At 57.2% G+C, this 25400-nt stretch carries 28 protein-coding genes and 1 other annotated feature; all 28 genes read left to right on the top strand.

Features of this window, described 5'->3' with window-relative positions:
- Positions 1-5 precede the first annotated feature (5 nt).
- The 28 genes from rplQ to fsa all read left to right on the top strand — a co-directional run bounded on the left by rplQ (position 6) and on the right by fsa (position 25398).
- On the top strand, positions 6-344 hold the full coding sequence (gene rplQ, locus MHFGQ_RS13405) for a 50S ribosomal protein L17 (RefSeq protein WP_106006316.1): 339 nt from the start codon (positions 6-8) through the stop codon (positions 342-344).
- Between the two features lie 2 nt (positions 345-346).
- Positions 347-1177 (top strand): energy-coupling factor transporter ATPase, encoded by an 831-nt coding sequence (locus MHFGQ_RS13400; protein WP_106006315.1) that lies wholly within the window; start codon positions 347-349, stop codon positions 1175-1177.
- Positions 1153-2013 (top strand): ATP-binding cassette domain-containing protein, encoded by an 861-nt coding sequence (locus MHFGQ_RS13395; protein ID WP_106006314.1) that lies wholly within the window; start codon positions 1153-1155, stop codon positions 2011-2013. The genes MHFGQ_RS13400 and MHFGQ_RS13395 overlap by 25 nt, the downstream gene beginning before the upstream one ends.
- Positions 2006-2794: an energy-coupling factor transporter transmembrane component T family protein gene (locus MHFGQ_RS13390; RefSeq protein ID WP_106006313.1), complete on the top strand. Its 789-nt coding sequence runs from the start codon at positions 2006-2008 to the stop codon at positions 2792-2794. Before MHFGQ_RS13395 ends, MHFGQ_RS13390 begins: the two co-directional genes overlap by 8 nt.
- A 44-nt stretch (positions 2795-2838) precedes the next feature.
- Positions 2839-3579 carry a tRNA pseudouridine(38-40) synthase TruA gene (gene truA, locus MHFGQ_RS13385; protein WP_106006312.1) on the top strand — a complete coding sequence of 247 codons (741 nt, stop codon included), beginning with the start codon at positions 2839-2841 and terminating at the stop codon, positions 3577-3579.
- Positions 3580-3641: 62 nt separating this feature from the next.
- On the top strand, positions 3642-4076 hold the full coding sequence (rplM, locus tag MHFGQ_RS13380) for a 50S ribosomal protein L13 (RefSeq protein ID WP_106006311.1): 435 nt from the start codon (positions 3642-3644) through the stop codon (positions 4074-4076).
- 14 nt (positions 4077-4090) lie between these two features.
- Positions 4091-4483 (top strand): 30S ribosomal protein S9, encoded by a 393-nt coding sequence (rpsI, locus tag MHFGQ_RS13375; protein WP_106006310.1) that lies wholly within the window; start codon positions 4091-4093, stop codon positions 4481-4483.
- A 15-nt stretch (positions 4484-4498) separates the two neighbouring features.
- Entirely contained in the window at positions 4499-4645 is a 147-nt protein-coding gene (gene scfA, locus MHFGQ_RS13370; protein WP_106006309.1) for a six-cysteine ranthipeptide SCIFF, read from the top strand.
- Between the two features lie 74 nt (positions 4646-4719).
- Positions 4720-6135: a thioether cross-link-forming SCIFF peptide maturase gene (scfB, locus tag MHFGQ_RS13365; RefSeq protein ID WP_106006308.1), complete on the top strand. Its 1416-nt coding sequence runs from the start codon at positions 4720-4722 to the stop codon at positions 6133-6135.
- Positions 6136-6228: 93 nt separating this feature from the next.
- Positions 6229-7659, top strand: coding sequence for a peptidoglycan DD-metalloendopeptidase family protein (locus MHFGQ_RS13360; protein ID WP_106006307.1), 1431 nt, complete (start codon positions 6229-6231; stop codon positions 7657-7659).
- Positions 7660-7822: 163 nt separating this feature from the next.
- Positions 7823-8737, top strand: a complete 915-nt coding sequence (trxB, locus tag MHFGQ_RS13355; RefSeq protein WP_106006306.1) for a thioredoxin-disulfide reductase — start codon at positions 7823-7825, stop codon at positions 8735-8737.
- Between the two features lie 34 nt (positions 8738-8771).
- On the top strand, positions 8772-8984 hold the full coding sequence (gene copZ / locus MHFGQ_RS13350; protein ID WP_106006305.1) for a copper chaperone CopZ: 213 nt from the start codon (positions 8772-8774) through the stop codon (positions 8982-8984).
- A 128-nt stretch (positions 8985-9112) separates the two neighbouring features.
- Complete coding sequence (locus tag MHFGQ_RS13345) at positions 9113-9982, top strand: peptidase MA family metallohydrolase (RefSeq protein WP_106006304.1); 870 nt, start codon at positions 9113-9115, stop codon at positions 9980-9982.
- A 104-nt stretch (positions 9983-10086) separates the two neighbouring features.
- Positions 10087-11226, top strand: a complete 1140-nt coding sequence (locus tag MHFGQ_RS13340; RefSeq protein WP_170066391.1) for a S1C family serine protease — start codon at positions 10087-10089, stop codon at positions 11224-11226.
- 2 nt (positions 11227-11228) lie between these two features.
- Entirely contained in the window at positions 11229-11711 is a 483-nt protein-coding gene (rlmH, locus tag MHFGQ_RS13335; protein ID WP_106006302.1) for a 23S rRNA (pseudouridine(1915)-N(3))-methyltransferase RlmH, read from the top strand.
- Between the two features lie 132 nt (positions 11712-11843).
- On the top strand, positions 11844-13154 hold the full coding sequence (locus MHFGQ_RS13330) for a putative manganese-dependent inorganic diphosphatase (RefSeq protein WP_106006301.1): 1311 nt from the start codon (positions 11844-11846) through the stop codon (positions 13152-13154).
- An 86-nt stretch (positions 13155-13240) separates the two neighbouring features.
- A complete protein-coding gene (locus tag MHFGQ_RS13325) occupies positions 13241-14572 on the top strand; it encodes an MFS transporter (RefSeq protein ID WP_106006300.1) in 1332 nt (443 codons plus the stop codon).
- Between the two features lie 55 nt (positions 14573-14627).
- Positions 14628-14904 (top strand) — a binding site (T-box leader).
- 45 nt (positions 14905-14949) lie between these two features.
- Positions 14950-15996: a 3-deoxy-7-phosphoheptulonate synthase gene (gene aroF, locus MHFGQ_RS13320; RefSeq protein WP_106006299.1), complete on the top strand. Its 1047-nt coding sequence runs from the start codon at positions 14950-14952 to the stop codon at positions 15994-15996.
- Positions 15997-16083: 87 nt separating this feature from the next.
- Complete coding sequence (locus MHFGQ_RS13315; RefSeq protein WP_106006298.1) at positions 16084-16518, top strand: DUF1934 domain-containing protein; 435 nt, start codon at positions 16084-16086, stop codon at positions 16516-16518.
- 41 nt (positions 16519-16559) lie between these two features.
- The gene (gene argS, locus MHFGQ_RS13310) at positions 16560-18242 is read left to right on the top strand and encodes an arginine--tRNA ligase (RefSeq protein WP_106006297.1); all 1683 of its coding nucleotides are present in this window, start codon (positions 16560-16562) and stop codon (positions 18240-18242) included.
- 30 nt (positions 18243-18272) lie between these two features.
- Positions 18273-19883, top strand: a complete 1611-nt coding sequence (locus MHFGQ_RS13305; protein ID WP_106006296.1) for a CTP synthase — start codon at positions 18273-18275, stop codon at positions 19881-19883.
- Positions 19880-20980 carry a lipid II:glycine glycyltransferase FemX gene (locus tag MHFGQ_RS13300; RefSeq protein ID WP_106006295.1) on the top strand — a complete coding sequence of 367 codons (1101 nt, stop codon included), beginning with the start codon at positions 19880-19882 and terminating at the stop codon, positions 20978-20980. The genes MHFGQ_RS13305 and MHFGQ_RS13300 overlap by 4 nt, the downstream gene beginning before the upstream one ends.
- A gap of 19 nt (positions 20981-20999) precedes the next feature.
- On the top strand, positions 21000-22238 hold the full coding sequence (alr, locus tag MHFGQ_RS13295; RefSeq protein WP_106006294.1) for an alanine racemase: 1239 nt from the start codon (positions 21000-21002) through the stop codon (positions 22236-22238).
- A gap of 112 nt (positions 22239-22350) precedes the next feature.
- A complete protein-coding gene (locus MHFGQ_RS13290; protein WP_106006293.1) occupies positions 22351-22731 on the top strand; it encodes a response regulator in 381 nt (126 codons plus the stop codon).
- Between the two features lie 118 nt (positions 22732-22849).
- Positions 22850-23503, top strand: coding sequence for a hypothetical protein (locus MHFGQ_RS13285; RefSeq protein WP_106006292.1), 654 nt, complete (start codon positions 22850-22852; stop codon positions 23501-23503).
- Between the two features lie 43 nt (positions 23504-23546).
- Complete coding sequence (locus MHFGQ_RS13280; protein ID WP_106006291.1) at positions 23547-24419, top strand: class II fructose-1,6-bisphosphate aldolase; 873 nt, start codon at positions 23547-23549, stop codon at positions 24417-24419.
- Between the two features lie 33 nt (positions 24420-24452).
- Complete coding sequence (locus tag MHFGQ_RS13275; RefSeq protein ID WP_106006290.1) at positions 24453-24605, top strand: DUF1540 domain-containing protein; 153 nt, start codon at positions 24453-24455, stop codon at positions 24603-24605.
- Positions 24606-24711: 106 nt separating this feature from the next.
- Positions 24712-25398, top strand: coding sequence for a fructose-6-phosphate aldolase (gene fsa, locus MHFGQ_RS13270; RefSeq protein ID WP_422879857.1), 687 nt, complete (start codon positions 24712-24714; stop codon positions 25396-25398).
- Positions 25399-25400 lie beyond the last annotated feature (2 nt).

The raw sequence follows: 25400 nt of genomic DNA, 5'->3' as shown, positions 1-25400 counted from the left end.
ATTATATGGGCTACCGGAAATTAGGCCGCCTGTCCGGCCACCGCAAAATGATGCTCCGTAATATTGTAACCTCTTTCCTGCGGGAAGGGAAAATCGAGACGACCGAAATGCGGGCCAAAGAGCTACGGAGTCTTGCCGAGAAGATGATCACCCTGGGGAAAAGGGGGGATCTCCACGCCCGGCGCCAGGCTTTAGCCTATCTTTTAGACGAAGACGTAGTCACCAAGCTGTTTAAAGAGATCGGCCCGCGCTACCAGGACAAAAACGGCGGCTACACCCGGATAATTAAAACCGGATACCGCCAGGGGGACGGCGCGCCTATGGTCCGTATTGAACTGGTATAGCAATGCTTGAGGTCCGGGGCGTTACTTTTTACTACCCGGGCACGGCGTTTCCGGCTGTAGAAAATGTAAATCTTACCGTGGGGCCGGGGGATTTTGTCGCCCTGACTGGGCCCAACGGTTCCGGCAAATCGACCCTGGCCCGTCTCTTAAACGGCCTCCTGCGTCCCGGCAAGGGACGGGTTTTGGTCGACGGAATGGATACCCAAAATGAAGATACCTTAACGGAAATACGCCGTCGGGTAGGCATGGTCTTTCAGGATCCCGATAACCAGATTGTAGCGGCCACCGTTGAAGACGACGTCGCCTTCGGCCTGGAAAACCTGGGGCTTCCTCCAGCCGTAATTCGGGAGCGGGTTGAGGCGGCGCTGGAGGCCTTCGGTTTAAAGGACTTGAAGAACAGGCCTCCCCATCTTTTATCCGGCGGGCAGAAGCAGCGTTTGGCCCTGGCCGGCGTCATGGCCATGGAACCCCGATATCTGGTTCTTGACGAGGCCACGGCCATGCTCGATCCCGTAGCACGAGAAGAAATCCTGCAGAAGGTGATGGAACTCCGTCGGGAAAAAGGGGTGGCCGTAGTTCTGATTACCCATATAATGGAAGAAGCTGCCCTGGCCGGGCGGATGCTGGTGTTAAAGGCAGGGCGGATAATTATGGACGGTCCCCCGGTAGAGGTGCTTGACCAGGTAGAAAAGCTGGCGGCGGCCGGTCTGAAGGTACCGGCAATCGTTGCTTTAAATAAAAGTCTGCGGCAGGCAGGTTTAACCCTACCGCCAGATGTGGTAACAGTAGAGGAGATGGCCCGGGCCTTATGGAAATTAGCCTCCGGGAGGTAGATTTTGCCTACCAGGTGGCCGGGCGCCGGCTGCCGGTACTTGAAAATATTAATATTAACGTCAAGCCCGGTGATTTTTTAGCCGTTGTCGGTGCCGGTGGTTCGGGGAAAACGACCCTGGCCATGGTTATGGCCGGTCTTCTGGAGCCCACGTCCGGTGTCGTCGCCCTCGATGGCCGTCCAATGAAGGGTCGAGGGCGTAAAGGTACGGCGAGCTGGTACAAAGTAGGTATGGTTTTCCAGCAGCCGGAACAGCAGCTCTTTGCCGAGACGGTGGCCGAGGATGTGGCCTTCGGCCCCAGAAATATGGGCCTGAGGGGCGGGGAATTGACGGTACGGGTAGAAAAAGCCCTGAAAATGGTCGGTCTCGATCCCCGCGAAATCGGCAAGGTCTCTCCCCTTACCTTAAGCGGCGGAATGAAGCGGCGCGTGGCCATTGCCGGCATCTTGGCCATGGACCCGGAAATTCTTATCCTGGATGAGCCCACTGCCGGCCTCGACCCTGCCGGCAGGGAACAAATCCTCGGCGTCATTCACTCCTTTTACCGGCGTCCGGGAAAAGCAGTGGTGCTTATTTCCCATAATATGGCCGAGGTGGCTGCAACGGCGAGGGAGATTGTCGTTCTCCACCGGGGAAAGATTGCCCTCAAGGGTACGCCGCGGGAGGTTTTTAGCTGGGGTCATGCCTTAAAGTCTTACGGCCTTCTACCTCCGCCCATCACCCAATTAATGCAGGAGCTGAAGGAGCTGGGAGCGGAGGTGCCCCTGGATGCAATTACCCTGACGGAAGCCAGAAAAGCCATACTGGCGTGGCTGGGGGAGGGGGCGCGTGGTTAACTGGTTGGGTCATTACATTCCCGGTAGAAGCCCGATTCATAAGCTGGACCCGCGGGTCAAAATCGTGGGTCTTGTCCTGTACAGCGTAGCCCTGCTGACGGCACCTACGGCTACGGCCACCGTTGTTTTGGGGGCGTCCATTGTGCCGGCGATTTTTCTGTCCGGCCTGGCCCCATCCTTTATATGGCGGCAGCTACGTCCTATCCTCCTCTTCTTGATGGCAATTTTTGCTTTTCAGGCCGCCGTCACGCCGGGAGAAGTGATTGCCCGGGTAGGTCCCATAGGCGTCACCCGTGAAGGCATCAATTACGGCTTCCTGGGAGGGGCCAGGGTCTCTTATCTTCTGCTTGCCGCCGCCCTGCTTACAGCTACTACCGATCCCCTGACGTTGGCCGACGGCCTGGAAAAGCTGCTCAGGCCAGGGGAAAAGTTAGGCCTGCCGGCGGCCGAGCTGGCGCTGATGTTGACCATGGCCCTGCGTTTTGTGCCTACGCTGCTGGATGAGGCTGAGAGGATCATGCGGGCCCAGCTCGCCCGGGGGGCTTCTTTCCAGGGGGGTAAGATAAAAAACCTTATGCCTCTCATCATTCCCTTGTTTGTCAGCGCCTTTCAACGGGCGGAAGCCCTGGCAGAGGCCATGGAGGCCCGAGGATACCAGGGTAGCAAAGGCCGCACCAGGATGCGGGAACTGCATTTTACACGGGGCGACGGTCTCTTTCTTTTGACTAACGTTCTTCTGGCCTTCGGTTCCCTCTATTACCGGCTTAAGTTCGGGAGGTAATAAGCAGGCGGGAAACAGCCCTTCTCCTTTAAGGGGAGGATTCCATGCCCCATTTAAAGATCACATTGGCTTACGACGGTACCAATTATGCCGGCTGGCAGGTACAGCCGGAGGTCCACGGGCCGACCGTCCAGGGTGTTGTAGCCGCCGCCATAGAGAAGCTGACGGGGGAAAGGGTCTGCCCTGCGGCCGCCGGGCGTACCGACGCCGGGGTTCATGCCCGCGGTCAGGTAATCAGTTTTACCACCTCCAGCCGTATCCCTGTGGAGCGGTGGCCGGCTGCCTTAAACAGCGTCCTGCCGGAAGACATTGCCGCCCTCAAGGCTGAAGCCGTACCCCCCGAATTTCACGCCCGCTACAGCGCCCGGTGGAAATGGTACCGCTATAGCATCTACAATCATACCGTACCCGACGTTTTCAGCCGCCGCTACTGCTGGCAGGTGCGTTATCCTTTGGACTTTGACGCCATGGCAGAGGCCGCCCGTTATTTCATAGGCTACCACGACTTTCGCTCCTTCTGCGCCGCCGGTAGCCCTGTGCGCCGGTTTGAGCGGGAAGTTTTAGAGGCCCGCCTGCACCGCCGGGACCGGTTCATTTTTTTTGACGTGGTAGCCAACGGCTTTCTTTATCATATGGTCAGGATTATGGTGGGGACCCTCGTGGAAGTCGGCAGGGGAAAGCTTTCTCCAGATGACATACCGGGTATTATTCAATCCCGCTCCCGGGAGAAAGCGGGGCCCACGGCCCCGGCCCAGGGATTATGTTTAGAGAGGGTGGCCTACTAATTTTCTTGACTTGCCATAGCTAATTGCTTAAAATAATCTCGTGTAAGAACAGGAGGGAGAAAATGTCCACCTTTATGGCCAAACCACATGAGGTGGAGCGTAAGTGGTACGTCATCGACGCGGCGGGTAAAACCCTGGGTCGCGTAGCCACTGAAGCCGCGCGCCTCCTCAGGGGCAAACATAAGCCTATTTTTACCCCCCATGTGGACTGCGGCGATCACGTCATCGTCATCAATGCGGAAAAAGTGCGCCTCACCGGCAAAAAGCTCCAGCAAAAGCAGTACATCCGCCACAGCGGTTATCCCGGTGGCTTAAAAGTTATGAACTATGCCCAGCTTTTGAAGACCTTTCCCGAGCGCGCCATTGAAAAGGCCGTGAAAGGGATGATTCCCCATAATCGCCTGGGCCGGCAAATGATCAAGAAGCTAAAGGTCTATCGGGGTAACAGCCATCCCCACGCGGCCCAGCGGCCGGAAGTTTGGGAGATTAAGGACTAAAGGAGGGGAAAATTTTGGCCCAGGTTCAATTTTACGGCACGGGAAGGCGTAAAAATGCCGTGGCTCGGGTGTACCTGGTACCCGGCGAAGGTCGGGTGACTGTAAACGATCGCCCCCTCGACGAATATTTCAACCAGGAAATTCTGGCCATGGAAGTACGTCAACCCCTGGAAGTTACCAACAATGCGGGAAGGTTTGACGTAATGGCCAAAGTTAAGGGCGGCGGCATAAGCGGTCAGGCCGGGGCCATCAGGATGGGAATTGCCAGGGCCCTGCTGCAGGCTGACGCTGACCTGCGCCCGGTTTTGAAGAGCCACGGTTTCCTGACCCGGGATCCGCGGATGAAGGAAAGAAGAAAGTACGGCTTAAAGAAGGCCCGCAAGGCGCCACAATTCTCCAAACGATAAAGAGGGGTGTAACAGATGCACATCCGGACGGTATTTACCCCCCGCCTGCAGGAAAACGTCAGGCAGGGAGGTTGTGGCAATTGCCATGTCTCCTGCCAGTCGGCCTGCAAGACTTCTATTACCGTCAGCAATCAGCCCTGCGAGCGTGCTGATAAAAAATAAGCCCCAAGGCCCGGCTCCAACGGTCGGGCTTTTATATTGGCTGTGATATTTATTCCAGGGGGAGGCGACTGCCGTTGCCTGCACTAAATCTTGAAAACGTCGACTGGCGGGGAGACGTCTACTGGTTCGATTTTGAAGAACTCTGTTTGCTTCTGGATGTCAACAGCGGTGCCGTGCATATCATAGATGGGCCCACCAGGGACGTTCTGGAGGAACTACGGGCTGGGGGAAGGAACGGTAAATTTACGGAGAACGACTGGACCACCCTGCTTCCCCGCTCTTTAGGAAAATGGGGGGCCGCTACGGTGGAAGAGGTTTGGACGGAACTGGCAGCCAAGCAAGCAGAAGGCACCCTCTTTAGCGAAGACCGCCTCGGTCCCTCCTACCGTCCGCCTGAGCCCACCCTTCAGGCCCTCTGCCTTCACGTGGCCCATGACTGCAACATGCGCTGCCGTTATTGTTTTGCCGACGGCGGCCCCTTCGGTGGCGAACGGGGTTTAATGAGCCGGGAGACCGGCTATCGTGCCCTGGAACTGCTGCTAAAGGAATCCGGCCGGAGGCCGCGGATAGAAGTCGACTTTTTTGGTGGAGAACCGCTCTTAAATTTCGGCGTCGTTCGGGAACTGGTGGCTTACGGGAGGGAAAAAGCGGCAGCTGCAGGGAAGAGAATAAGCTTTACCCTGACCACCAACGGGCTGGGGTTGACGCCGGAAGTGGAGGAATTCCTGATTACCAACCAGATCAGCGTTATTTTGAGCCTGGACGGCCGGCCGGAAGTTCATGATTTGAATCGACGGACCCCCTCTGGACAGGGCACCTATCATCTCGTCGTACCCAGGGAAAGGCATTTTGTTGCCGCCCAGGGCCACCGTGATTACTGGGTACGGGGGACGTACACCCATCAGAATTTAGATTTCAGTGAAGATGTGCTCCACATTGCCGCCCTGGGTTTTCGTTTCGTGTCCCTGGAACCGGTAGTAGCGGCACCGGAGGCCGAATATGCTATTAGGGAGGAAGATTTAGACCGCCTGGCCGAAGAATACCGCCGCCTTGCCGTGGCTTATTTAGAGGCCGGGGCAGGGGGAAATCCCTTTAAGTTTTTCCACTTCAGCATTGATCCCGAAGCGGGCCCCTGCCTTGCCAAAAGGCTCAGCGGCTGCGGCGCGGGTACGAGCTACCTGGCGGTAACGCCCGGTGGGGATCTTTATCCCTGCCATCAGCTGGTGGGTAAACGGGAATACCGGCTGGGCAACGTCCAGGAGGGGATCACGCGCCCGGAACTGCGGGAGGAGTTTCGCCAGGCCCATGTATACAACCAGCCGGAATGCCGCCGGTGCTGGGCCCGTTTTTACTGCAGCGGCGGCTGCCATGCGGCCAACCTGGCGGCTACGGGAAATTTAAGGGAACCGGCACCCGTAGCCTGCGCCGTTCAAAAAATGCGTCTGCAGGCCGCCATCTATGTGCAGGTTAAAGAAGCCATCGGCGCATAATTTAGGCAGGAATTTCGTCTACAAAGTCGAATAATTAAATTTGGGCGGGGGAGGGAACTTCCTGCCACATACAGGGGGGAGAGGAGGAAAGGCATGCCGCCACCGGGTAAACTGCCGGACATGGCGGCCGCAAGGGGTCGCTGTTTACGGGAACGGACCGAACGGTGGAAGGAGAAGTACCGGAATAAGTACAGAGGAAAGAGAAAGTTCTTTTTAATTAATGCCGTCCTGGCGGGGGGCATCCTGCTGGGAGGGTGGTACTATTTCCTTGCGCCCAACGCATGGGCCGTGATGGTCAACGGCCGGCAGGTGGCCGTGACCGCCGACCGGGCCGAAGTTGACCGCATCATTCAGGATATCCTTGCAGAAAAAATGACGGCGGACTCCATTGGGCTTAAGATCGCAGACCAGGTGTCCTTCCAAAGGGTCCGTATAAGCTCACGCGCGGTTATGGATGCGGAGGGCCTTAAAGAAGCCCTGCAGCAGGCGCTGCATATAACCGCAAACGCCACGGTAATCACCATCGACGGCAGGCCGGAAATTGTAGTAGCCAGCGACAGTGTGGCCGATGCGGTTCTGGAACAATATAAAAAAGACTACCTGCCTCCTCCGGGAAGCGGCGAGATTCAGGAAGTAAAATTCCTTGAAGAGGTAACCTATGAACACCGACCGGCCAGTCCGGAGGAAATATTGACACCGGAGCAGGCCCTGGCCAGGTTAAAGGGCATGAGCGGCAAAAACATGGAGTACGTGGTGAAGCAAGGCGATTCCCTGTGGTCCATAGCCCGGGCCCACGGCCTCCTCGTCGACGATATTAAAGCCGCCAATCCCGAACTTAAAGGAGAGCGCTTGGATATAGGCCAGCGATTGAGGTTGACGGTCGCCCAACCCCTCCTTGAGGTAATGGTCGTCTACAACCAGGAAGTAAGGGAAACAGTGCCCTATGACGTAAAAATAAAGGAAAACGAGGAACTTTTTCGGGGACAGGAAAGAGTTATCCAGTCCGGTGCCGAAGGAGAACGCCTGGTTACCTACCGGATAGTGACCAAAAACGGTAATCAGGTAGAGAAAAATGTAATCGGCGAGCAGGTGCTAAAGGAACCGGTGACACAGGTGGTGGAGCGGGGAACGCGCATGGTACTGGCGTCCCGTGGAGGCTCCGGGATTTTGTCCTGGCCCGTTCGCGGTCCCATAACCTCTCCCTTCGGTTACCGCGGTGGCGAGTTCCATACCGGCATGGATATCGGCGGAAACATAGGGCAGCCCGTAGGCGCCGCGGCTGACGGCAGGGTTACCTTTGCCGGCTATGACGGCGGGTACGGCCGCATGGTCATTATCGACCACGGCGGCGGGCTGGTCACCCGTTACGCCCACCTGTCGGGCTTTAACGTCCGGGTCGGCCAACGGGTAAGCAGGGGGCAAGTTATCGGTTATGTAGGAACGAGCGGCCGCACCACCGGTCCCCACCTTCACTTTGAAGTCCTGGTAAACGGCAATTTCCGCAACCCTGCGGGTTATTTGTAGTAAGTTTTAATATTCTCCGGGGACAAGCCCCCCGGAGATTTTTCTTGCTTTAATATAAAGCAAAGGCGTATAATAACAATAGTATTTTCAGAAGAGATATCCCTCTCTGATTGGCATGGTGGTTATGAGAAAGCAAATAATATAAGGCAGGGAGGTATGGGATATGCCCCATGATTTGCTGATTATAGGCGGCGGGCCGGCCGGACTGACGGCAGCCCTATATGGTGCCCGGGGCGGGCTGGACACCGTGGTCCTGGAGATGGGAGCTCCAGGCGGTCAGGCGGGACTTACCGACAGGATTGAAAATTATCCCGGTTTTCCCGAAGGCATTACTGGTCTTGAACTGGCCATGAAATTCGCCGAACAGGCCCAGCGCTTCGGGGCCAGGCTGGAGACGGCCACCGTTCAGGGTGTTGACTTTACCGGTTCCGTGAAAAAGGTTTTAAGCAGCAGCGGAACCTTTGAAGCCCGGGCGGTAATTATTGCCAGTGGTGCCCACCCGCGTCCCCTCGGGGTACCGGGAGAAGAAGAATTCCGCGGCCGGGGAGTTTCTTATTGCGCCACCTGCGACGGCGCCTTTTTCCGTGACAAAAAGGTGGCGGTTATTGGCGGCGGTGATTCGGCGGTGGAGGAAGCCCTTTTCCTCACCCGCTTTGCCAGCCAGGTGACCATCATCCACCGGCGCGACACCCTAAGGGCGGCTAAGATTCTACAGGAAAGGGCTCGGGATAACCCTAAAATATCCTTTGCCTGGAACACCGTCGTAACAAGGATAAAGGGCGGGGAAAAGGTGGAAGGCCTGGAACTTAAGGACGTCGGCAGCGGCGCCGTCAGGGAAGAGGCGTTCGACGGGGTCTTCATCTTTATAGGCCTCGAGCCAAATACCTCTTTCCTCCAGGGGGTCGTTACCCTCGACGCCCAAGGATATATCGTGACACGCGAGGATCTGGCTACTTCCGTACCCGGCGTCTTTGCCGCCGGCGACGTGAGGGTTAAAGAGTTTCGCCAGGTAAGTACGGCGGTGGGCGACGGTGCCGTGGCGGCCATGGCGGCGGAACGCTACCTGGCCAGTCTTTAGAAGGCCCGCCGGGAAAACAAAGGAGGGGAAGTTTATGGCTGAAGGTACCTTGCGAGTTAAGGGAATGAGTTGTCAGCACTGCCGGATGGCGGTTGAAAAGGCTTTAAAGGGGCTGCCGGGAGTTACGGTGGCCACCGTTGATTTGGCCGCCGGGAAAGCCCAAGTTACTTACGATCCCGCCAAAGTCACCCTTGAGGATATGAAAAAGGCTGTTGAAGAGGCTGGTTACGAAGTAGATCTGGAATAGCCAGCTGTTAATCCGGAGCCCTGGGGCTCCGGATTTTTTACACCCATTACCAGTGAAGTTGGCACTATAGATATAGTATAATCGAAAAAAAGGCCAGAAAGAAAAAGGCCATGGGGGAGGGGAGAGACATGTCGTCCCGCTGGTGGTCGGGAATTGCCGCGGGATTTTTCGCCCTGATAGTGGCCGGCGCAAATCTTGTCCGCGCGCCGGTTTGGCTGCGCACCTCAAGTTATGGAGCGGTAAGATGGGTGGCAGAAGCCCACGCCGCCTGGCAGACCCGTCAGTGGCCGGAAATCGAGAGTCCCCATTTTCGCCTGCGCTACCGGGAACAAGATGCCACCGTGGCGCCTATAGTCCTGGCGGCGGCCGAGGAAGCCTACGCTCCGGTGGAGGAAATGTTAGGTAATGCCCCCCGGCGCCAGACGTTAATCATCCTTTACCCCGACCGGCGAAGCCTGGCATTACAGTTTGGCTGGCCGGCCAGCGAAAGCGCCATGGGCGTATACTGGGGTGGTGTCATTCGCGTCCTTTCCCCCCTTGATTGGATTTCGGCAGAGGATTTGCAAGATATTGCCAGAATTTTCACCACTTCGGGTCCCATGGCCCATGAACTGGCCCATCTCCTGGTTGATGAAAGGGCGCGGGGAAATTATCCCCGCTGGTTGACGGAAGGCCTTGCCCAGTATGTTGAGAAAAAAATCACGGGATTTACCATGCCCGGCTCATTGACGGCGCGGGAATGGTACTCCCTCCGGAGTATGGATTACGGCTACGACGGTCTGCCCGATCAGGCCCTGGCCTACCGTCAGTCGCTGCTCATGACCGAATACATGGTCGATGGTTGGGGCCTGGCGACCGTCCATCGTCTTCTTGACGAGCTTGGGAAGGGTATCACTTTAGAAAAGGCCTTTCAGGAGATCCTGGGAATGGACCTCGAAGCCTTTGCCGCGGCCTTTACCAGGGAATATCCTGTGGAAAAATACGCCCGCAGCCATTAACAAATTTTTGTCCCCCTTGACGTGCGGGGGCTTTTTTTATTTTGCCAGATTATAAAGGAAGGTCCGCCAGGTAATATTAATTAACGGGTAAAGGAGGTATTTTTTTGCGCTACTTCTCCTGGGAAAATGGAAAATATTTACGTATTTTGGGCCTTTTTTTGCTGTTTTTTTGTGGTGCGGCCTTGGGCACCGGCGCGGCCCTGGTGGTAGCACCCCGCCTGTACCAGCGTCCTTTGACGCCGGTACCGGGGACGCCGGCCGCATTGAAGCCTCCAGCAGGACAACCGGTCCAATTCACGGACAGTTCGCCAGTCGTTACAATTGCCAAGCAGGTCGGGCCGACCGTCGTGGGGGTTTCGGCCATGACGGGTCGCAACTTCACCGGCGAAGGCGGGATAAAACAGGGCTCCGGCGTAATCTTTGACGGCGCCAACGGTTACATCGTCACCAACAACCATGTCATCGCCGACGCCGAAAGGATAACAGTGAGCCTCGACCACGATCAGGTCTATCCGGCCACTGTGGTGGGAACAGATGAGCGCAGTGATTTAGCCGTTTTGCAGATTAAGGGGGCCAACCTCCCCCAGGCCCGGTTGGGGGATTCCAGCACCGTTCAGGTGGGGGAGACAGTGGTGGCCATCGGCAATCCCTTGGGCCGTGCCTTCGCCCGCTCGGTTACGGTAGGCGTGATCAGCGCCCTCAACAGGGAGGTTACCGTACCCGGCCCGCGTGGTGTGGAGATCACCCTGCGGACCCTTCAGACCGACGCGCCCATCAATCCCGGCAACAGCGGCGGCGCCCTTGTGAATTTGCGAGGGGAGGTCATTGGCATCAACAGCGTCAAGATAGCGGCCAGCGGGGTGGAGGGGATGGGCTTTGCCATCCCCATCAACGATGTGCGGCCCATCATCGACCAGATATTGACCCGCGGCTATGTCACCCACCCCTTTCTGGGCGTATACAACCTCCAGGATATTACCCCGGAGATGGCCAGGTGGTATAATATACCTGAGGGGGTATATATCGGCGGCGTTTTTAACGACGGCCCGGCGGCCAGGGCCGGGGTGAAGGTGGGCGACGTCATTGTTGCCGTAGACAACAACCGGGTGGCCGACTATGCCGACATTCAGAGCATTATCAATAAAAAAGCCCCGGGGGACAGGGTGATTTTAACGGTCGTACGCCTCGCCGGGAAAAAACAATTCGATGTCGCCGTAACTTTGGGAGAAATGCCGTCGAAGTAAAAATGCAGCATATTGACATTATTGCCGTGGGCCGGCTGCGGGAGCCTTTCCTTCGCGACGGCGTTAGTGAATACTTAAAACGCCTGCGGCCCTTCGCCCGGGTCCGCATCCTGGAAGGGCCCGAAGAAAAAATACCCGAACCCCTGCCGCCGACCCGGGCCAGGCAGATTTTAGCCGCCGAAGGGGAAGGCATTATGCGTCTTATCCGGCCGGGAGCTTATATTATCGCCCTGGACCGCGAGGGCACAATGTTAACCTCGGAAGAACTGGCCGGGCGCCTCGGCGATTTAGCCCTAACCGGTCGCAGTAACCTGACATTTATTATCGGCGGCACCCTGGGTCTGGACCCTGGGGTACTGGAAGCTGCCCACCTGCGCCTTTCTTTCTCCCGCCTCACCTTTCCCCATCAGCTCATGCGCCTTATTCTCCTTGAGCAGCTCTACCGCGCCTTTAAAATACTTAGCGGCGAACCCTACCATCGCTAAAAACCGGCGCTTTAACCGGAATTTTTTCGACAGATCTTGTTTTTTATTCCATCTTCCCATAGAATTTAAAGGTGCCGGGTTGAAACGGAGAGACAAAATATTGCCGAGGTCTTTGGAAAGGAGAGGGAGCCAATGGGGAAAGAAGTTCTGGTAATAGGTCACCAGCGGCCGGATACCGATTCCATCGCTGCGGCCGTGGGTTATGCCGCTTTAAAAAATGAACTGCATCAGGGAGGCTTTCTGGCCGCCCGGTGCGGCAAGCTCAACCGGGAAACGGAGTTTGTCCTGTCTTACTTTCACCTTTCCGCCCCCCTGCAGGTTGAGGACGTCCGCACCAGGGTAAAAGACGTCCTCGACGGCGGGCTCCTTTTTATCCGTCCAGAGGCTACAGTGCGTCAGGCCGGCATTTTCATGCGCCAGCACGGTGTAAAAACCCTGGCCGTGGTCGATGAAGAACGCCGCCTTCTCGGCCTTTTCACCATGGGCGACCTGGCACGCCTTCTTTTGGAAGCCTGGGATACCGGCAACGTTCCCATGGACGAGCCAGTCAGCAAGGTCATGCAGAGGGAGGACCTTGTCGTCTTTCATGAGGACGACCTCATAGCCGAAGTGCGGCAGACCATGCTGGACACCCGTTACCGCAATTACCCGGTTATCGACGACGACCACCGCCTGGTAGGATTAATTGCCCGTTATCACCTGCTGGCCATGCAGGGTAAAAGGGTCATTCTGGTGGACCATAATGAAAAGGGCCAGGCCGTTCCTGGCATTGAAGAGGCTAAAATCCTGGAAGTCATCGACCACCACCGCCTGGCCGATATCGAGACGGCCGAGCCGGTGCTGGTCCGCAACGAACCCGTGGGTAGCACGGCGACCATCGTCAGCAAGATGTATCGTGAGCATGGCATCGTACCGGAAAAAGGCATCGCCGGGATATTATGTGCCGCCATCCTGTCCGACACTTTGCTTTTTAAGTCGCCCACCTGTACCCCTAACGACAGGGAGGAGGCCGGGTGGCTGGCCGGAATTGCCGGCATCGACCTTAACCTTTTCGGACGCGAGATGTTCCGGGCCGCGTCTTCCCTGGCCGGACGCACGGCACGGGAGATCGTCCTTGAGGATTTTAAGAATTTTACCTTCGGCGGCAGCACCGTGGGCATCGGCCAGATAGAAATCGTCGATACGGACACCCTGCCGGTGGGCAGCGATGAGCTGTACGCCGAACTGGAAAAATTACAGGCCGAAAGGAACTACGATTTAATCGTCCTGATGATTACCGACTTGATGCGCAACGGGACGGAATTACTTTTTACCGGCCCCCAGGCCCGGGTTGTGGAGCGGGCTTTTAACGTCGCCACGACGGGGGGGAGGGTATTTTTGCCCGGCGTCATGTCCCGTAAAAAACAGGTCGTTCCTCCCCTGCAGCGCCTCTTGCAAAAATAAGGGGCGCTCATTTTTATCTTTACATCTGACAAGACAGGTGATAAGATAATAGCAACATAAACTGTTTTGGAGGGGGATTTTTTGCTGTGAGCATTGCCCGACGCCTGGAAACATTGCCCCTGGGTCCCTTCCATTACCGCCTGCTCCTTATCTGCGGCATAGGCTGGCTTTTTGACGCCATGGACGTGGGGCTCATTTCCTTTGTCCTGCCGGCGGTGGGCGGGGAGTGGCATCTTACCGCCGCCCAGATGGGGGCTCTGGGGAGCATCGGTCTTCTAGGGATGGGCCTGGGGGCGGTGTTCGGGGGGGCCTTGAGCGACCGCCTGGGCCGGAAGAAGGTCTTTACTTATACTCTGATCTTTTACGGGGCAGCCACCTATTTGGCCGGTACGGCGCCCAATTACACCTGGCTGATGTTCTGGCGTTTCCTGGTGGGGCTGGGGCTGGGGGCCGAGGTGCCGGTAGCCTTCACCTTGATGAGCGAGTTTTCGCCGGCGCGGTACCGGGGTCGCATGACCGTCCTCCTGGAAAGCTTTTGGGCCCTAGGATGGATTGTCGCCGCCCTCATCGGCTACATGGCCGTACCGCGGTGGGGGTGGCGTCTGGCCTTCTTCATCGGCGCCCTGCCGGCGCTATATGCCGCCGTCCTGCGCCGTGCCCTGCCGGAATCACCCCGCTACCTGGAGAAAATAGGGCAGTTGGAGGCCGCCGCAGCCGTAGTGGCCGTGGTGGAAAAGGACAGTGGCGTTCTGAAAGGGGAAGGGCCCTTTGAACCGGTTAAGGATGAAGGACCTGCCTCTGGGGAAACCGTTTGGGACCTCTGGTCGCGGCGCTATTTCCGGCGCACCCTTTGCCTCTGGCTTTTATGGTTCGGGATTAACTTCTCTTATTACGGCATCGTTACCTGGTTGCCCTCCCTTATGGTAGGCAAGGGGTTTGCCATAATCAAGAGCTTTGGCTATGTACTCATCATGACTCTGGGTCAGATACCGGGCTATTTCAGCGCTGCCTACCTGGTGGAAAAAATCGGCCGCAAAACAACCCTGGTGAGCTACCTTGTCTTGAGCGGGGCGGCGGCCTATATGTTCTCCTTAAGCAGCACCACGGGTCAGCTTATTATCTGGGGCCTGGCAGTCTATTTTTTCAACCTGGGTGCCTGGGGCGTCCTCTATGCCTACACGCCGGAACTTTATCCCACGGCCATCCGCGCCACCGGCTCCGGCTGGGCCTCGTTTAGCGGTCGCATCGGCGCCATTCTGGCTCCCCTGATGGTAGGGCAGATGCTGGTTCTTTTGGGCCAGGAGGCGGCCTATCCGGTAATCTTCTTCCTCTTTGCCGCCGTCTTTGTCGCCACCGCCCTGGGGATGCTGATTTTAGGGGTGGAAACGAAGGGCAAAACCCTGGAGGAACTGCATTAAACCCTTGACGCCGGGGCCGTCCTTCTGCTAAAGTATCTTTACAAAACCAGGTAATTTAAATCCCGTGAAGGGGAAAAGTAGGCTTTAGCTGACCGCCCAGCGAGCCGGCGGCGGTGGGAGGCCGGCCGGGAGGCTAGAGCTGAAGTTCGCCCCGGAGGAGCAGGCTGAAGGCCGGTAAAACCGGCTGGGTAGGCCGGGCCGGAGCTCCCGCCGTTAAAAGGGAGGGGGTATCGGAAAGGAGGCAAACGTTTCTTTTCCCGTACCCTGCAATGAGGGGGCTGCTATAGCAGCCAATTAGGGTGGTACCGCGGGTACAACTCCTCGTCCCTAGGACGGGGAGTTTTTATTTTACCCTGCAGGATGGGAGGAATGATAAAGTGATCGTCGTTATGAAACCCGGGGCGACCCGGGAACAGATTGAGGCAGTCAGCAGGCGCCTAGTGGAGCTGGGTTTTAAGACCCATCCCATTTACGGCCAGGAAAAGACGGTTATCGGCGCCATCGGCGATAAAAAGGCCCTCAGTTCGGAGGCCATCATCAACCTGCCCGGCGTGGAAAAAATCGTTCCCATTATGAAGCCATACAAATTGGTGAGCCGGGAACTCAAGGAAACCCCGACCATCGTGCGGATCGGCGGCGTGCCGGTGGGAGGCCGCGCCTTGGTCATTATGGCCGGGCCCTGTGCCGTAGAAAGCGAAGAACAGCTGTTGACTACAGCCATGGCCGTGAAGGCCGCCGGTGCCCATATTTTGCGCGGCGGCGCCTATAAACCGCGCACCTCCCCTTATGCCTTCCAGGGATTAGAAGAGGAAGGCCTTAAAATGCTGGCCCGGGTGAGGGAGGAAGTGGGCATGCCCATCGTCACCGAAGTGCTGGACACCCGGGACGTGGCCCTGGTGGCGGAGTATGCCGACGCCCTCCAGATCGGCGCCCGTAACATGCAGAACTTCCGGCTTTTGAAGGAGGCGGGAACGACCGGTAAACCCATTCTTCTCAAGCGAGGCCTGGCGGCGAGCATCGAAGAATGGCTGATGGCGGCCGAATATATTTTAGACAGCGGCAATCCCCACGTAATTTTATGTGAGAGGGGCATCCGTACCTTTGAAACCGCCACCCGCTTTACCCTCGATTTGGCCGCCGTGGCCGTAGTCAAAGAAAACTCTCACCTGCCGGTGGTCGTTGATCCCAGCCACGGGACGGGGAGCTGGCGCCTCGTTCCGCCCATGGCCCGGGCTGCCGTGGCCGCCGGGGCCGACGGCTTGATAATCGAGGTACACCCGGACCCGGCACGGGCCCTCTGTGACGGTCCCCAATCCCTGCATCCGGAAACCTTCGACCGCCTTATGGGCGAAATCGAGCCTGTGGCCCTGGCCGTCGGGCGCAATTTGGCATCTTCAGGAATAATTAACAACAAGAATTGTTAAATTATCATTAAAAATAAAAAGGAAATTCCTTCTTTCTGGAGAATAACTATTTAAGGACCCCAAAAATCCCGAAGGGAAGTGCGTGGCTTGAAGAAGGACGTACTGGTGAGGGTTAAGGGCACCCAGACCAATGATCTGGGCGAGACGGACACCATAGAGCTGATTACCGAAGGTCGCTTCTTCATCCGGGATCAACACTATTACATCCTTTACAATGAAACCAGCCTGTCGGGAATGGAGGGTACCACAACTGCATTGAAGGTCGAGCCCCAGCGGGTGACTTTAAACCGCATGGGCACGGCCGAGCAGAAGACCACTTTTGAAGCAGGGATTTTAAACGCTTTCTTTTACGTGACGCCCTACGGCACCATGAAGATCGCCGTGCTGCCTTCCAAGGTGCAGGTCGACTTGACAGAAAGGGGCGGAAGTATTAATCTAGAGTATGAATTACAGGTAGATCAAGAAAAGATCAGCGACAACCAGCTAGAAATTACCGTCGAATACCTGGAAAACTACGCTTAAAGGTTTTAGGAAGCTGGAGATAAAAGGAGTTTGGGTAAGGCGTGAACATAATGCAGGAAATGAAAAGGCGGCTGGCGGCGGCCCTGCGGGAGGCCGCCGCATCCGCCCGGGCAGCGGGGGAACTCACCTATGAGACGCTGCCTGATTTTGTGATTGAAGCGCCGCGGGACAAGTCTCACGGCGACTTTGCTGCCAACCTGGCCCTGCTGCTGGCCAAGGCCGCTCGCCAGGCCCCCAGACAGGTGGCCGAAATCATAGTCAGACACCTGGAAATGCCCCAACCCGGGGTGGCCAGGATCGAGGTGGCCGGCCCGGGCTTTATTAATTTTATCCTGGACCGGGGGTGGCTCCTGCCGGTACTGCCGGCCGTCCTCGCTGAAGACGAACATTACGGCTGGTCAAATATCGGCCAGGGGGTCAAGGTCCAGGTGGAATTTGTCAGCGCCAATCCCACCGGGCTTTTACACATGGGTAACGCCCGGGGAGCGGCCCTGGGGGACAGCATCGCCAACCTCCTTACCGCCGTGGGCTATGACGTTACCCGCGAGTTTTACATCAACGACGCCGGCAACCAAATAGAAAACTTCGGCCTTTCCCTGGAAGCCCGTTACCTCCAGGCCCTGGGCGTGGACGCCGAGCTTCCCGCCGACGGTTACCACGGGGAAGACCTCATCGATACGGTGCGGCGTTTTATCGACCGGTACGGGGACAAGTATCTGGATACCGATGCGAAGCTGCGCCGGGAAATGCTGGTGCAGTTTGCCCTGGAGGAAAAACTGGCCGCCATCCGCCGGGTGCTGGAGGATTTCGGAGTGACCTACGACGTTTGGTTTAGCGAACAGTCCCTCCATGATTCCGGAGCCGTGGCCCGCGCCATCGCCGACCTGGACAGGGCCGGCTATATTTACGAAAAAGACGGGGCCCTGTGGTTTAAAGCCACTGCCTTCGGGGCCGAGAAGGACGAGGTGGTAGTGCGCAAGAACGGCCTGCCCACCTATTTTGCTGCCGACATCGCCTACCACCGCAACAAATTTGAGCGCGGCTTCGCGCGGGTGATCAACGTCTGGGGCGCCGATCACCATGGCCATGTGGCCCGCCTGAAGGGAGCCCTCCAGGCCCTGGGTTACGATCCCAACCGCCTGGAGATCGTGCTCATGCAGCTCGTGCGCCTTTACCAGGGCGGCGAGATCCTGCGCATGTCCAAGCGTACCGGCCGTTATGTAACGTTAGACGAGCTGATTGAAGAAGTCGGCCGGGATGCCGCCCGTTATTTCTTCGTCATGCTCAAAAGCGACAGCCACCTGGAATTCGATCTGGACCTGGCCCGGTCCCAGACGGCGGACAACCCTGTTTTTTACGTACAGTACGCCCACGCCCGGATCTGCAGCATCTTGCGTCTGGCCAGGGAAAGGGGCCTGGAAGTCCCTCCGGCCCGGGAAGCCCGGCTGGAATTGTTACAGGAAGAAGCCGAGGTGGCATTAATCAAGCAGATTGCCGCCCTGCCGGATACGGTGGCGGGGGCGGCCCAGGCCCTGGAGCCCCACAGGCTCACCCGTTATGCCCATGAACTGGCCAGCCTGTTCCACAGCTTTTATACCAGCTGCCGCGTCCTGGCCGATGACCCCGAACTGCGCAAGGCACGGCTGGTGCTGGTGGAAGCCGCCCGCATAACCCTGCGTAACGTCCTGCACCTTCTGGGGGTCAACGCCCCGGAAAGGATGTAACTTTTAAGCCACGCTTTGATGGAGGAGAACATGTCTGCGAAATTTATCTTTGTAACCGGCGGTGTCACCTCTTCTTTGGGAAAGGGGATAACCGCCGCTTCTTTAGGTAGACTTTTAAAAAGCCGGGGTCTCAAAGTGGCCATCCAGAAGTTTGACCCCTATATCAACATCGATCCCGGGACCATGAGCCCGTATCAGCACGGTGAGGTCTTCGTCACCGAAGACGGCGCGGAAACCGACCTCGATCTGGGACATTACGAGCGTTTTATTGATATCAACCTTACGCGCGCCAGCAACGTCACCGCCGGAAAGATTTACTGGTCCGTCATCACCAAAGAGCGCCGGGGCGATTACCTGGGAGGCACTGTCCAGGTAATACCCCACATAACCAACGAAATCAAGGAACAGCTCTACCGCGTGGCTGAGGAGAGCGATCCCGACGTAGTCATCACCGAAATCGGGGGGACGGTAGGCGACATCGAATCCCTGCCCTTCCTGGAAGCCATCCGCCAGATGAAAAGCGACATCGGCCGCGACCGTGTCCTCTACATCCATGTAACCCTCGTACCTTATCTCAAAGCCGCCGGGGAGGCCAAAACCAAACCCACCCAGCACAGCGTAAAAGAACTGCGCAGCATCGGCATTCAACCGGACATCATCGTCTGCCGCACGGAACGTCCCTTTTCCCGGGAGATGGAGGAAAAGATAGCCCTTTTTTGCGATATCGATCCCGATGCCGTCATCCAGGCCTGGGATGCTGATTCCATTTACGAAATACCCTTGATGATGGAAAAGGAAGGCCTGGACAGCATTGTAGTAGAACGTCTGAAACTGGAATGCGGCCCTCCCCGGCTGGATGACTGGCGCGCTATGGTCGAACGCATGAAAAGCATAACCCGCAAGGTAGAGATAGCCCTAGTGGGCAAATACGTCACCCTGCCCGACGCTTATTTAAGCGTCGTCGAGGCCCTGCGCCATGCCGGTTTTTACCACGGCGTTCAGGTGCACATTCGCTGGATCTATTCCGGCGATCTGGAGCAGGAGGGGCCGGAACAGCTTAAAGGAGCAGCAGGGATACTGGTGCCGGGAGGTTTTGGGGACCGAGGCACGGAAGGCAAAATTTTGGCGGCCCGTTATGCCAGGGAAATGAAGGTACCTTATCTCGGCATCTGTCTGGGGATGCAGCTGGCGGTGGTCGAGTTCGCCCGCCATGTCTGCGGCCTGAAAGGGGCTCACAGCGCGGAATTTAACCCCGAAACCCCCCACCCGGTAATCGATCTGTTGCCGGAGCAGAAAAACGTAGCGGAAAAGGGCGGCACCATGCGCCTGGGGGCCTATCCGTGCCGGCTGCGGCCGGGTACCAGGGCCTATCAGGCTTATGGTACGGAAGAGATCTATGAACGCCACCGCCATCGCTATGAATTCAACAACAACTACCGGGAGGAATTGACGGCCAGGGGTATGATCGTCAGCGGCACTTCCCCCGACAACCGCCTGGTGGAGATTATCGAGCTCAGCGATCATCCATGGTTTGTCGCCTGCCAGTTTCATCCGGAATTTAAATCACGGCCCAACCGTCCCCATCCCCTCTTTCGCGACTTTATCGGGGCGGCCCTGGCCGGGCAAGGGGGAGCGTCATGAATCGCCGGGCAAGGCTCATCGGCCCCGAAGAAGAGAGTCGTTTCGACGCCTTTATTGCCGGGCACCCCAAGGGCCACTTCCTCCAGTCCTACGGCTGGGGCGAAGTGAAGGCGACTACCGGCTGGCGCCCTTTGCGCCTCGTCCTGGAAGAAGGGGACCGCATCGTGGCGGCCGCCAGCCTCTTGAAGAGACGGCTGCCTTACATTGGTCGCTCCATCCTCTACGCCCCCAGGGGACCCGTGGTGGATTTTCACAACGGCGAACTTTTCGATGAGCTATTGAAAGCCATCGACGAGGTGGCCCGGCAGGAAGGGGCCATTTTACTGAAAATCGACCCCGACATACCCGATGAAGATGAAGCTGTAAAAGGGATGTTGCGCGCTAAAGGTTTTCGCCTGGCCAACAAGGGAGAGGGTTTTGAGGGTGTGCAGCCGCGTCATGTGTTTCGCCTTGACATAACTCCCCAGCCGGAAGAGCTCCTGGCTAGAATGCACGGTAAAACCCGCTACAACATCCGCCTGGCCCAGAAAAAAGGGGTGGTCATTAAGGACGACTGCACCCTGGATGATTTGCCGGTTTTCTACGAACTGTTAAAGGAAACAACCCTGCGGGACCGTTTTTTGGTGCGGTCCTACAGTTATTTTGTCACCATGTGGCGGGAAATGGTGGAGCGGGGGTACGCCAAACTCTTTCTGGCATACTATCAGGGAGAAGCCATCGCCGGCACCCTGGCCTTCATTATGGGCGATAAGGCCTGGTACCTTTACGGCGCCTCCGGCAACCGGCACCGCAACGTCATGCCCAATTATCTCCTCCAGTGGGCCATGATTCTGTGGGCCCGGGAGCGGGGGTGCACCCTTTACGATTTCCGCGGCGTGCCCGGGAAGCTTGATGAAGACAATCCCCTCTACGGTCTCTATCGCTTTAAAAAGGGTTTCGGCGGCGTCTTTACCACCTTCATCGGCGAGTACGACCGCGTCTACTCCCCCTTTTATTACTGGTTGTGGCAGTCGGCCATACCCCTTTATTCCCGTGGTTTCCGCCGCCTTTTATTCTGGCGAAAAAAGGCCCGGGAAGGTGCGGCGGTCGAGGCATAAAATTGGCAGGAGATGGAGTATGGACTTAAAAGAACTGACCGGTCTGGTTGGACCCCGCTGGATTGAGATCGAAGCTACGGCCCTGGCCCACAACCTGCGCGCCGTCAAGGGCCTGCTACTTCCAACTACCCGCCTTATGGCCGTGGTCAAGGCCGACGCCTACGGGGCAGGTGCCGTGGAAGCGGCCAGGATTTTTGTAAACGCGGGTGCGGATTACCTGGGGGTTACCACCCTGGCTGAAGGGGTGGAACTGCGCCGGGCCGGTATAACCGCCCCCGTACTCGTAATGAGTCCCCTGTTGCCGGAAGAACTGCCCGGGGCCTTAAAGGCCGACCTTACCGTTACCGTCTGCAGCCGCAGCGGGGCCGAGGCCGTCGCCGCCGCCGCAACTGCTTCAGGGTACCGGGCCAGGGTCCATTTAAAAATCGAAACCGGGCTGCATCGTACTGGCTTGCACCCGGAGGAAGCGGCGATTCTAGCCGGGGAAATGCGGGACTGGACCGGCGTGGAGATAGAAGGGATTTACAGTCATCTGGCCGAAGCCTCCCGTCCGGAAGCGGCCCGCAGGCAGTTTGAGCTCTTGCAGAAGGTCATCGCCGCTCTGGCTGAGAGGGGGATACATCCCCCCTTAAAACATATATGTAACAGCACCGGTATACTGCAGCACCCGGAAATGCACCTCGATATGGTCCGCGCGGGTACCCTGTTATACGGTCAGTTCCCTTACCGCGCTCCCCGGCGAAACCTCGACCTGCGGGAGCCCTGGCGTTTTAAGACTCGCATCCTGTTTATCCACGAGGTGGCGGCCGGGACGCCCGTCGGTTACGGCGGCGACTACGTAACTAAGAAGGATACCCGTTTGGCCGTTATCCCCGTTGGGTATGCCGACGGCTTTGCCTTAACACCCGTCGGCCGTCCCAAGAACTTAAGCGATTTAGCCCGTTACCTGGTCAAAACAATTTTGGCCTACTTGGGGCGCGGCGGCGGGGAAGGGACAACGGTAACCGTCGCCGGTCGGGAAGCGCCGGTGGTAGGCCGGGTGGGGATGCAGCTTTCCATGGTAGACGTCGGTCATCTCGGAGAGGTAAAGGTGGGGGATGAAGTAGAAGCGGTCCTCCGCCGGCCGACGGCCAGCGCCCGCCTGCCCAGGGTATACTGCCGGGAGGGACGGCCATACCTTGTGCGCCTGCCGGGCGGGGAGCTATTGCCGGTGGGGTCCCCTGCAGCCGGTAAAACCGAGTGGGCGGCAGGAATTTAAAAAGAAATGGCAAAATAATTTATCTAGCGAAGCCGTGAGCGAAGCTTGGGGATGAAAGGGGGGCTAACAAGGCCGCGATTGGAGGTGAGCTGGTCTGATAGGTGAGAAAGTATTGATAATAGACGACCAGCCGGGTGTACGTCGTTTGCTTTGCGAAGCTTTAAAACAGCTGGGGTATATTCCTTGCGAAGCGAAGGACGGGGCGGAAGCCCTGGAAAAAATTAAAAACGAAACCCCTGTATTGGTAATTCTTGATCTTAAAATGCCGGGCATGAGCGGAGTGGAGTTTTTAAAGAACGTGAGGCGCCTTGCCGTCCACCTGCCGGCAATTGTGATTACGGCCTACAATGAGCTGGACTTTAGGTGCCAGCTTGAAGGACTCGGCGTGCGCTATATCCTGCAGAAGCCCTTCGACATCCGGCAGCTGTACCGGGCGGTAGAGGAGGCACTGCAGACGGGAAAATATAATTTGCAAGGAGCGGGACCAATATAGTTTAAAAATTCGCGGAAACGCACAGGCCTGCCGGCTGGCGGGCCTTTAAATTTATCCGGGTGCAGGAATTTTTCCGGCGGCGGCGAATTTATGGAAGGGTGAGGGGGATTAAATAAAAGTGATCATCCACACCTTCAATGTGGTAGCAATACGTTGCCCTTCCTGTGGCCGCCTGGAGTTTCGCGGCTTTTCCCTTTTTGATTTCGGCGGCGATAGAATGTGGCAGATCGACTGCAGTTGCGGTACGCCGTTGATGAAGATGGAAAAGAAGAAAGGTAGGACATTCTGCCTCCAGTACCGCTGCGGCATGTGCGACGGCCTTCATTTAATGCGGCTTACCCATGGAGAACTGTGGGCGCGGCGGCTTTTAACCCTGACGTGCAGGGAAACAGAGCTGGATGTCGGTTTTATCGGCCCCCGGGAAAAGGTGCAGCGGGCGGTCCAGCGTCATGACCGCAGTCTGGTCGAAGCCGCCCGGGACCTCGGCTACGACGATTTTTTTGAAGAGCCGGAGATCATGTATCAATTGCTGTCCCTTATTTACCAGAAGGCCGAGGAAGGCCGGGTACGGTGCGGCTGCGGCAATGAAAACATCGAAGTAGAAATTTTTCCGGGACACCTTAAGCTGCGCTGCCAGGCTTGCCGGGCGGAAAAGACCCTTCCTGCCCTAACCTATACCGATCTGGAGCAGGTGGAAGAACTCCAGGAAATCCGCTTGCCCGGAAGAACCAGGCAGCGCACCCGTCGCCGGCGCCAGAAAACGCGGGTATAACAGAAGGTGCCGGGAGGAACAATTTTTTTAAGGAGTTGAGCTTATGCCGTTAGTTACCCTCGCTGAAGTTCTCCAGGAGGCAGACGCCAAAGGATATGCCGTCGGCGCTTTCAATTGTAATAATATGGAGATAGTCCAGGCCATCATCGGTGCCGCCGAGGCGGAAGGGGCGCCGGTCATTATCCAGGCCAGCCAGGGGGCCATTAAATATGCCGGACTTCAGTACATAACTTCCCTGGTGCGTACGGCGGCCGCCGGTACTCGGGTGCCGGTGGTCCTGCACCTCGATCACGGCACCGACTTCGAGCAGGTGCTGCGCTGCCTGCGGGCCGGTTTCACTTCGGTTATGATTGATGGTTCCAAATACCCCCTGGAAGAAAACATCGCCTTGACCAGGCAGGTAGTGGAGATTGCCCACGCCATAGGTGCCTCGGTGGAAGGGGAGCTCGGCAGGATCGGCGGTACCGAGGACCATGTCAGCGTATCCGAACGTGAGGCCACCATGACCGTCCCTGAAGAGGCCGCCCGCTTTGTCGCGGAAACGGGCGTCGATGCCCTGGCTGTCGCCATTGGGACGGCCCACGGCCGCTACAAGGGTAAACCGCAGCTGGATTTCGAACGCCTGGCCGCCATCGACGGGCTGATAAACACCCCCATCGTCCTCCATGGCTCTTCCGGGGTTCCCGATGAAGATATACGCCGGGCTGTAGCATTGGGTGTGCGCAAAATCAACATCGATACCGACATTCGCATCGTCTTTGTAGAGGCCATGCGCCGGGCACTGGCAGATAACCCGGAAGAGATCGATCCTAGAAAAGTGCTGGGGCCGGCCAGGGACGCTGCAACTTCCGTCATTCGCCACAAAATGCGGGTCTTTGGCTCTGCCGGCCGTCTGCATAATTCTATCCCGGGGTGAAAACCTATAAAAAAACCCCGAGGAGGTTGGAAAATGGCCCAGATAAAGTGCGGTGTAGAAGAATGCCATTTTTGGGACAACATGATCTGCACCGCCGATGCCATTGAGGTCCGGTCGAGCGGCGACCGCAAGGTCACCACATCCGACGGGACGGCCTGCCATACTTTCCGTCCCAAAAAGAAATAGGCTTCTCCGTTTTACCGCAGGGCCCGGGGCCTTAAACCGCCGGGCCCTTATCCTAAATACCAAATTTTTTGGAGCAGTTGGCAGGATTTTGCTAACGGCATGATGAATGTTTTTTACTATCACGTTGTGGAGGTGCCGGCGACAGGTGCGCATTTTTATCGATTCTGCCAATATCGAAGAGATTAAAGCTGCCAGGGATCTGGGTATAATTTCAGGTGTAACCACCAATCCTTCCCTGATAGCCAGGGAAGGCCGCAACTTTCGCCAGGTGGTGCAGGAAATAGCCACCCTTGTAGACGGGCCCGTCAGTGCCGAGGTAATCAGCACGGAAGCCAGTGGCATGGTGGCGGAGGCCCTGGAACTGGCGGCCCTTGCCGAAAACATCGTCATTAAGATCCCCATGACGGCCGAAGGCTTGAAAGCCGTTAAAAGGCTTAAGGAGAAAAACGTTAAAACCAATGTCACCTTGATTTTTTCGGCCAACCAGGCGCTGCTTGCCGCCCTGGCCGGGGCTACTTACGTGAGTCCCTTTGTGGGACGCCTGGACGATATTAACCATTACGGTATGCAGGTCATCGCCGATATCGTCCCCATCTTTGCCCAGCACGGGCTGGAAACCGAGGTTATTGCCGCCAGCATCCGCCATCCCCTTCACGTCCTGCAGGCCGCCCGCCTGGGTGCCGACATAGCTACCGTTCCCTACAAAGTCATCATGCAGATGGTGAACCATCCCCTTACCGAAGCCGGCCTAGCCAGATTTTTAGCCGATTGGAATAAGGTCAAGGATAAGTAATT

Origin of the sequence: Moorella humiferrea (assembly GCF_039233145.1) — a bacterium.
Taxonomy (GTDB): Bacteria; Bacillota; DSM-521; order Neomoorellales; family Neomoorellaceae; genus Neomoorella; species Neomoorella humiferrea.
This window is presented reverse-complemented; position numbering and strand designations above follow the sequence as displayed.

What these genes read in the sequence shown, in the direction of transcription:
- MHFGQ_RS13330 (WP_106006301.1), top strand. Translation starts at nt 11,844, where the DNA reads ATGGGGAAAGAAGTTCTGGTAATAGGTCACCAGCGGCCGGATACCGAT.
- MHFGQ_RS13360 (WP_106006307.1), top strand. Translation starts at nt 6,229, where the DNA reads ATGCCGCCACCGGGTAAACTGCCGGACATGGCGGCCGCAAGGGGTCGC.
- MHFGQ_RS13300 (WP_106006295.1), top strand. Translation starts at nt 19,880, where the DNA reads ATGAATCGCCGGGCAAGGCTCATCGGCCCCGAAGAAGAGAGTCGTTTC.
- MHFGQ_RS13305 (WP_106006296.1), top strand. Translation starts at nt 18,273, where the DNA reads ATGTCTGCGAAATTTATCTTTGTAACCGGCGGTGTCACCTCTTCTTTG.
- fsa (WP_422879857.1), top strand. Translation starts at nt 24,712, where the DNA reads ATGTTTTTTACTATCACGTTGTGGAGGTGCCGGCGACAGGTGCGCATT.
- trxB (WP_106006306.1), top strand. Translation starts at nt 7,823, where the DNA reads ATGCCCCATGATTTGCTGATTATAGGCGGCGGGCCGGCCGGACTGACG.
- copZ (WP_106006305.1), top strand. Translation starts at nt 8,772, where the DNA reads ATGGCTGAAGGTACCTTGCGAGTTAAGGGAATGAGTTGTCAGCACTGC.
- truA (WP_106006312.1), top strand. Translation starts at nt 2,839, where the DNA reads ATGCCCCATTTAAAGATCACATTGGCTTACGACGGTACCAATTATGCC.
- rlmH (WP_106006302.1), top strand. Translation starts at nt 11,229, where the DNA reads ATGCAGCATATTGACATTATTGCCGTGGGCCGGCTGCGGGAGCCTTTC.
- MHFGQ_RS13345 (WP_106006304.1), top strand. Translation starts at nt 9,113, where the DNA reads ATGTCGTCCCGCTGGTGGTCGGGAATTGCCGCGGGATTTTTCGCCCTG.
- MHFGQ_RS13395 (WP_106006314.1), top strand. Translation starts at nt 1,153, where the DNA reads ATGGAAATTAGCCTCCGGGAGGTAGATTTTGCCTACCAGGTGGCCGGG.
- MHFGQ_RS13400 (WP_106006315.1), top strand. Translation starts at nt 347, where the DNA reads ATGCTTGAGGTCCGGGGCGTTACTTTTTACTACCCGGGCACGGCGTTT.
- MHFGQ_RS13280 (WP_106006291.1), top strand. Translation starts at nt 23,547, where the DNA reads ATGCCGTTAGTTACCCTCGCTGAAGTTCTCCAGGAGGCAGACGCCAAA.
- MHFGQ_RS13275 (WP_106006290.1), top strand. Translation starts at nt 24,453, where the DNA reads ATGGCCCAGATAAAGTGCGGTGTAGAAGAATGCCATTTTTGGGACAAC.
- rplQ (WP_106006316.1), top strand. Translation starts at nt 6, where the DNA reads ATGGGCTACCGGAAATTAGGCCGCCTGTCCGGCCACCGCAAAATGATG.
- rplM (WP_106006311.1), top strand. Translation starts at nt 3,642, where the DNA reads ATGTCCACCTTTATGGCCAAACCACATGAGGTGGAGCGTAAGTGGTAC.
- alr (WP_106006294.1), top strand. Translation starts at nt 21,000, where the DNA reads ATGGACTTAAAAGAACTGACCGGTCTGGTTGGACCCCGCTGGATTGAG.
- scfA (WP_106006309.1), top strand. Translation starts at nt 4,499, where the DNA reads ATGCACATCCGGACGGTATTTACCCCCCGCCTGCAGGAAAACGTCAGG.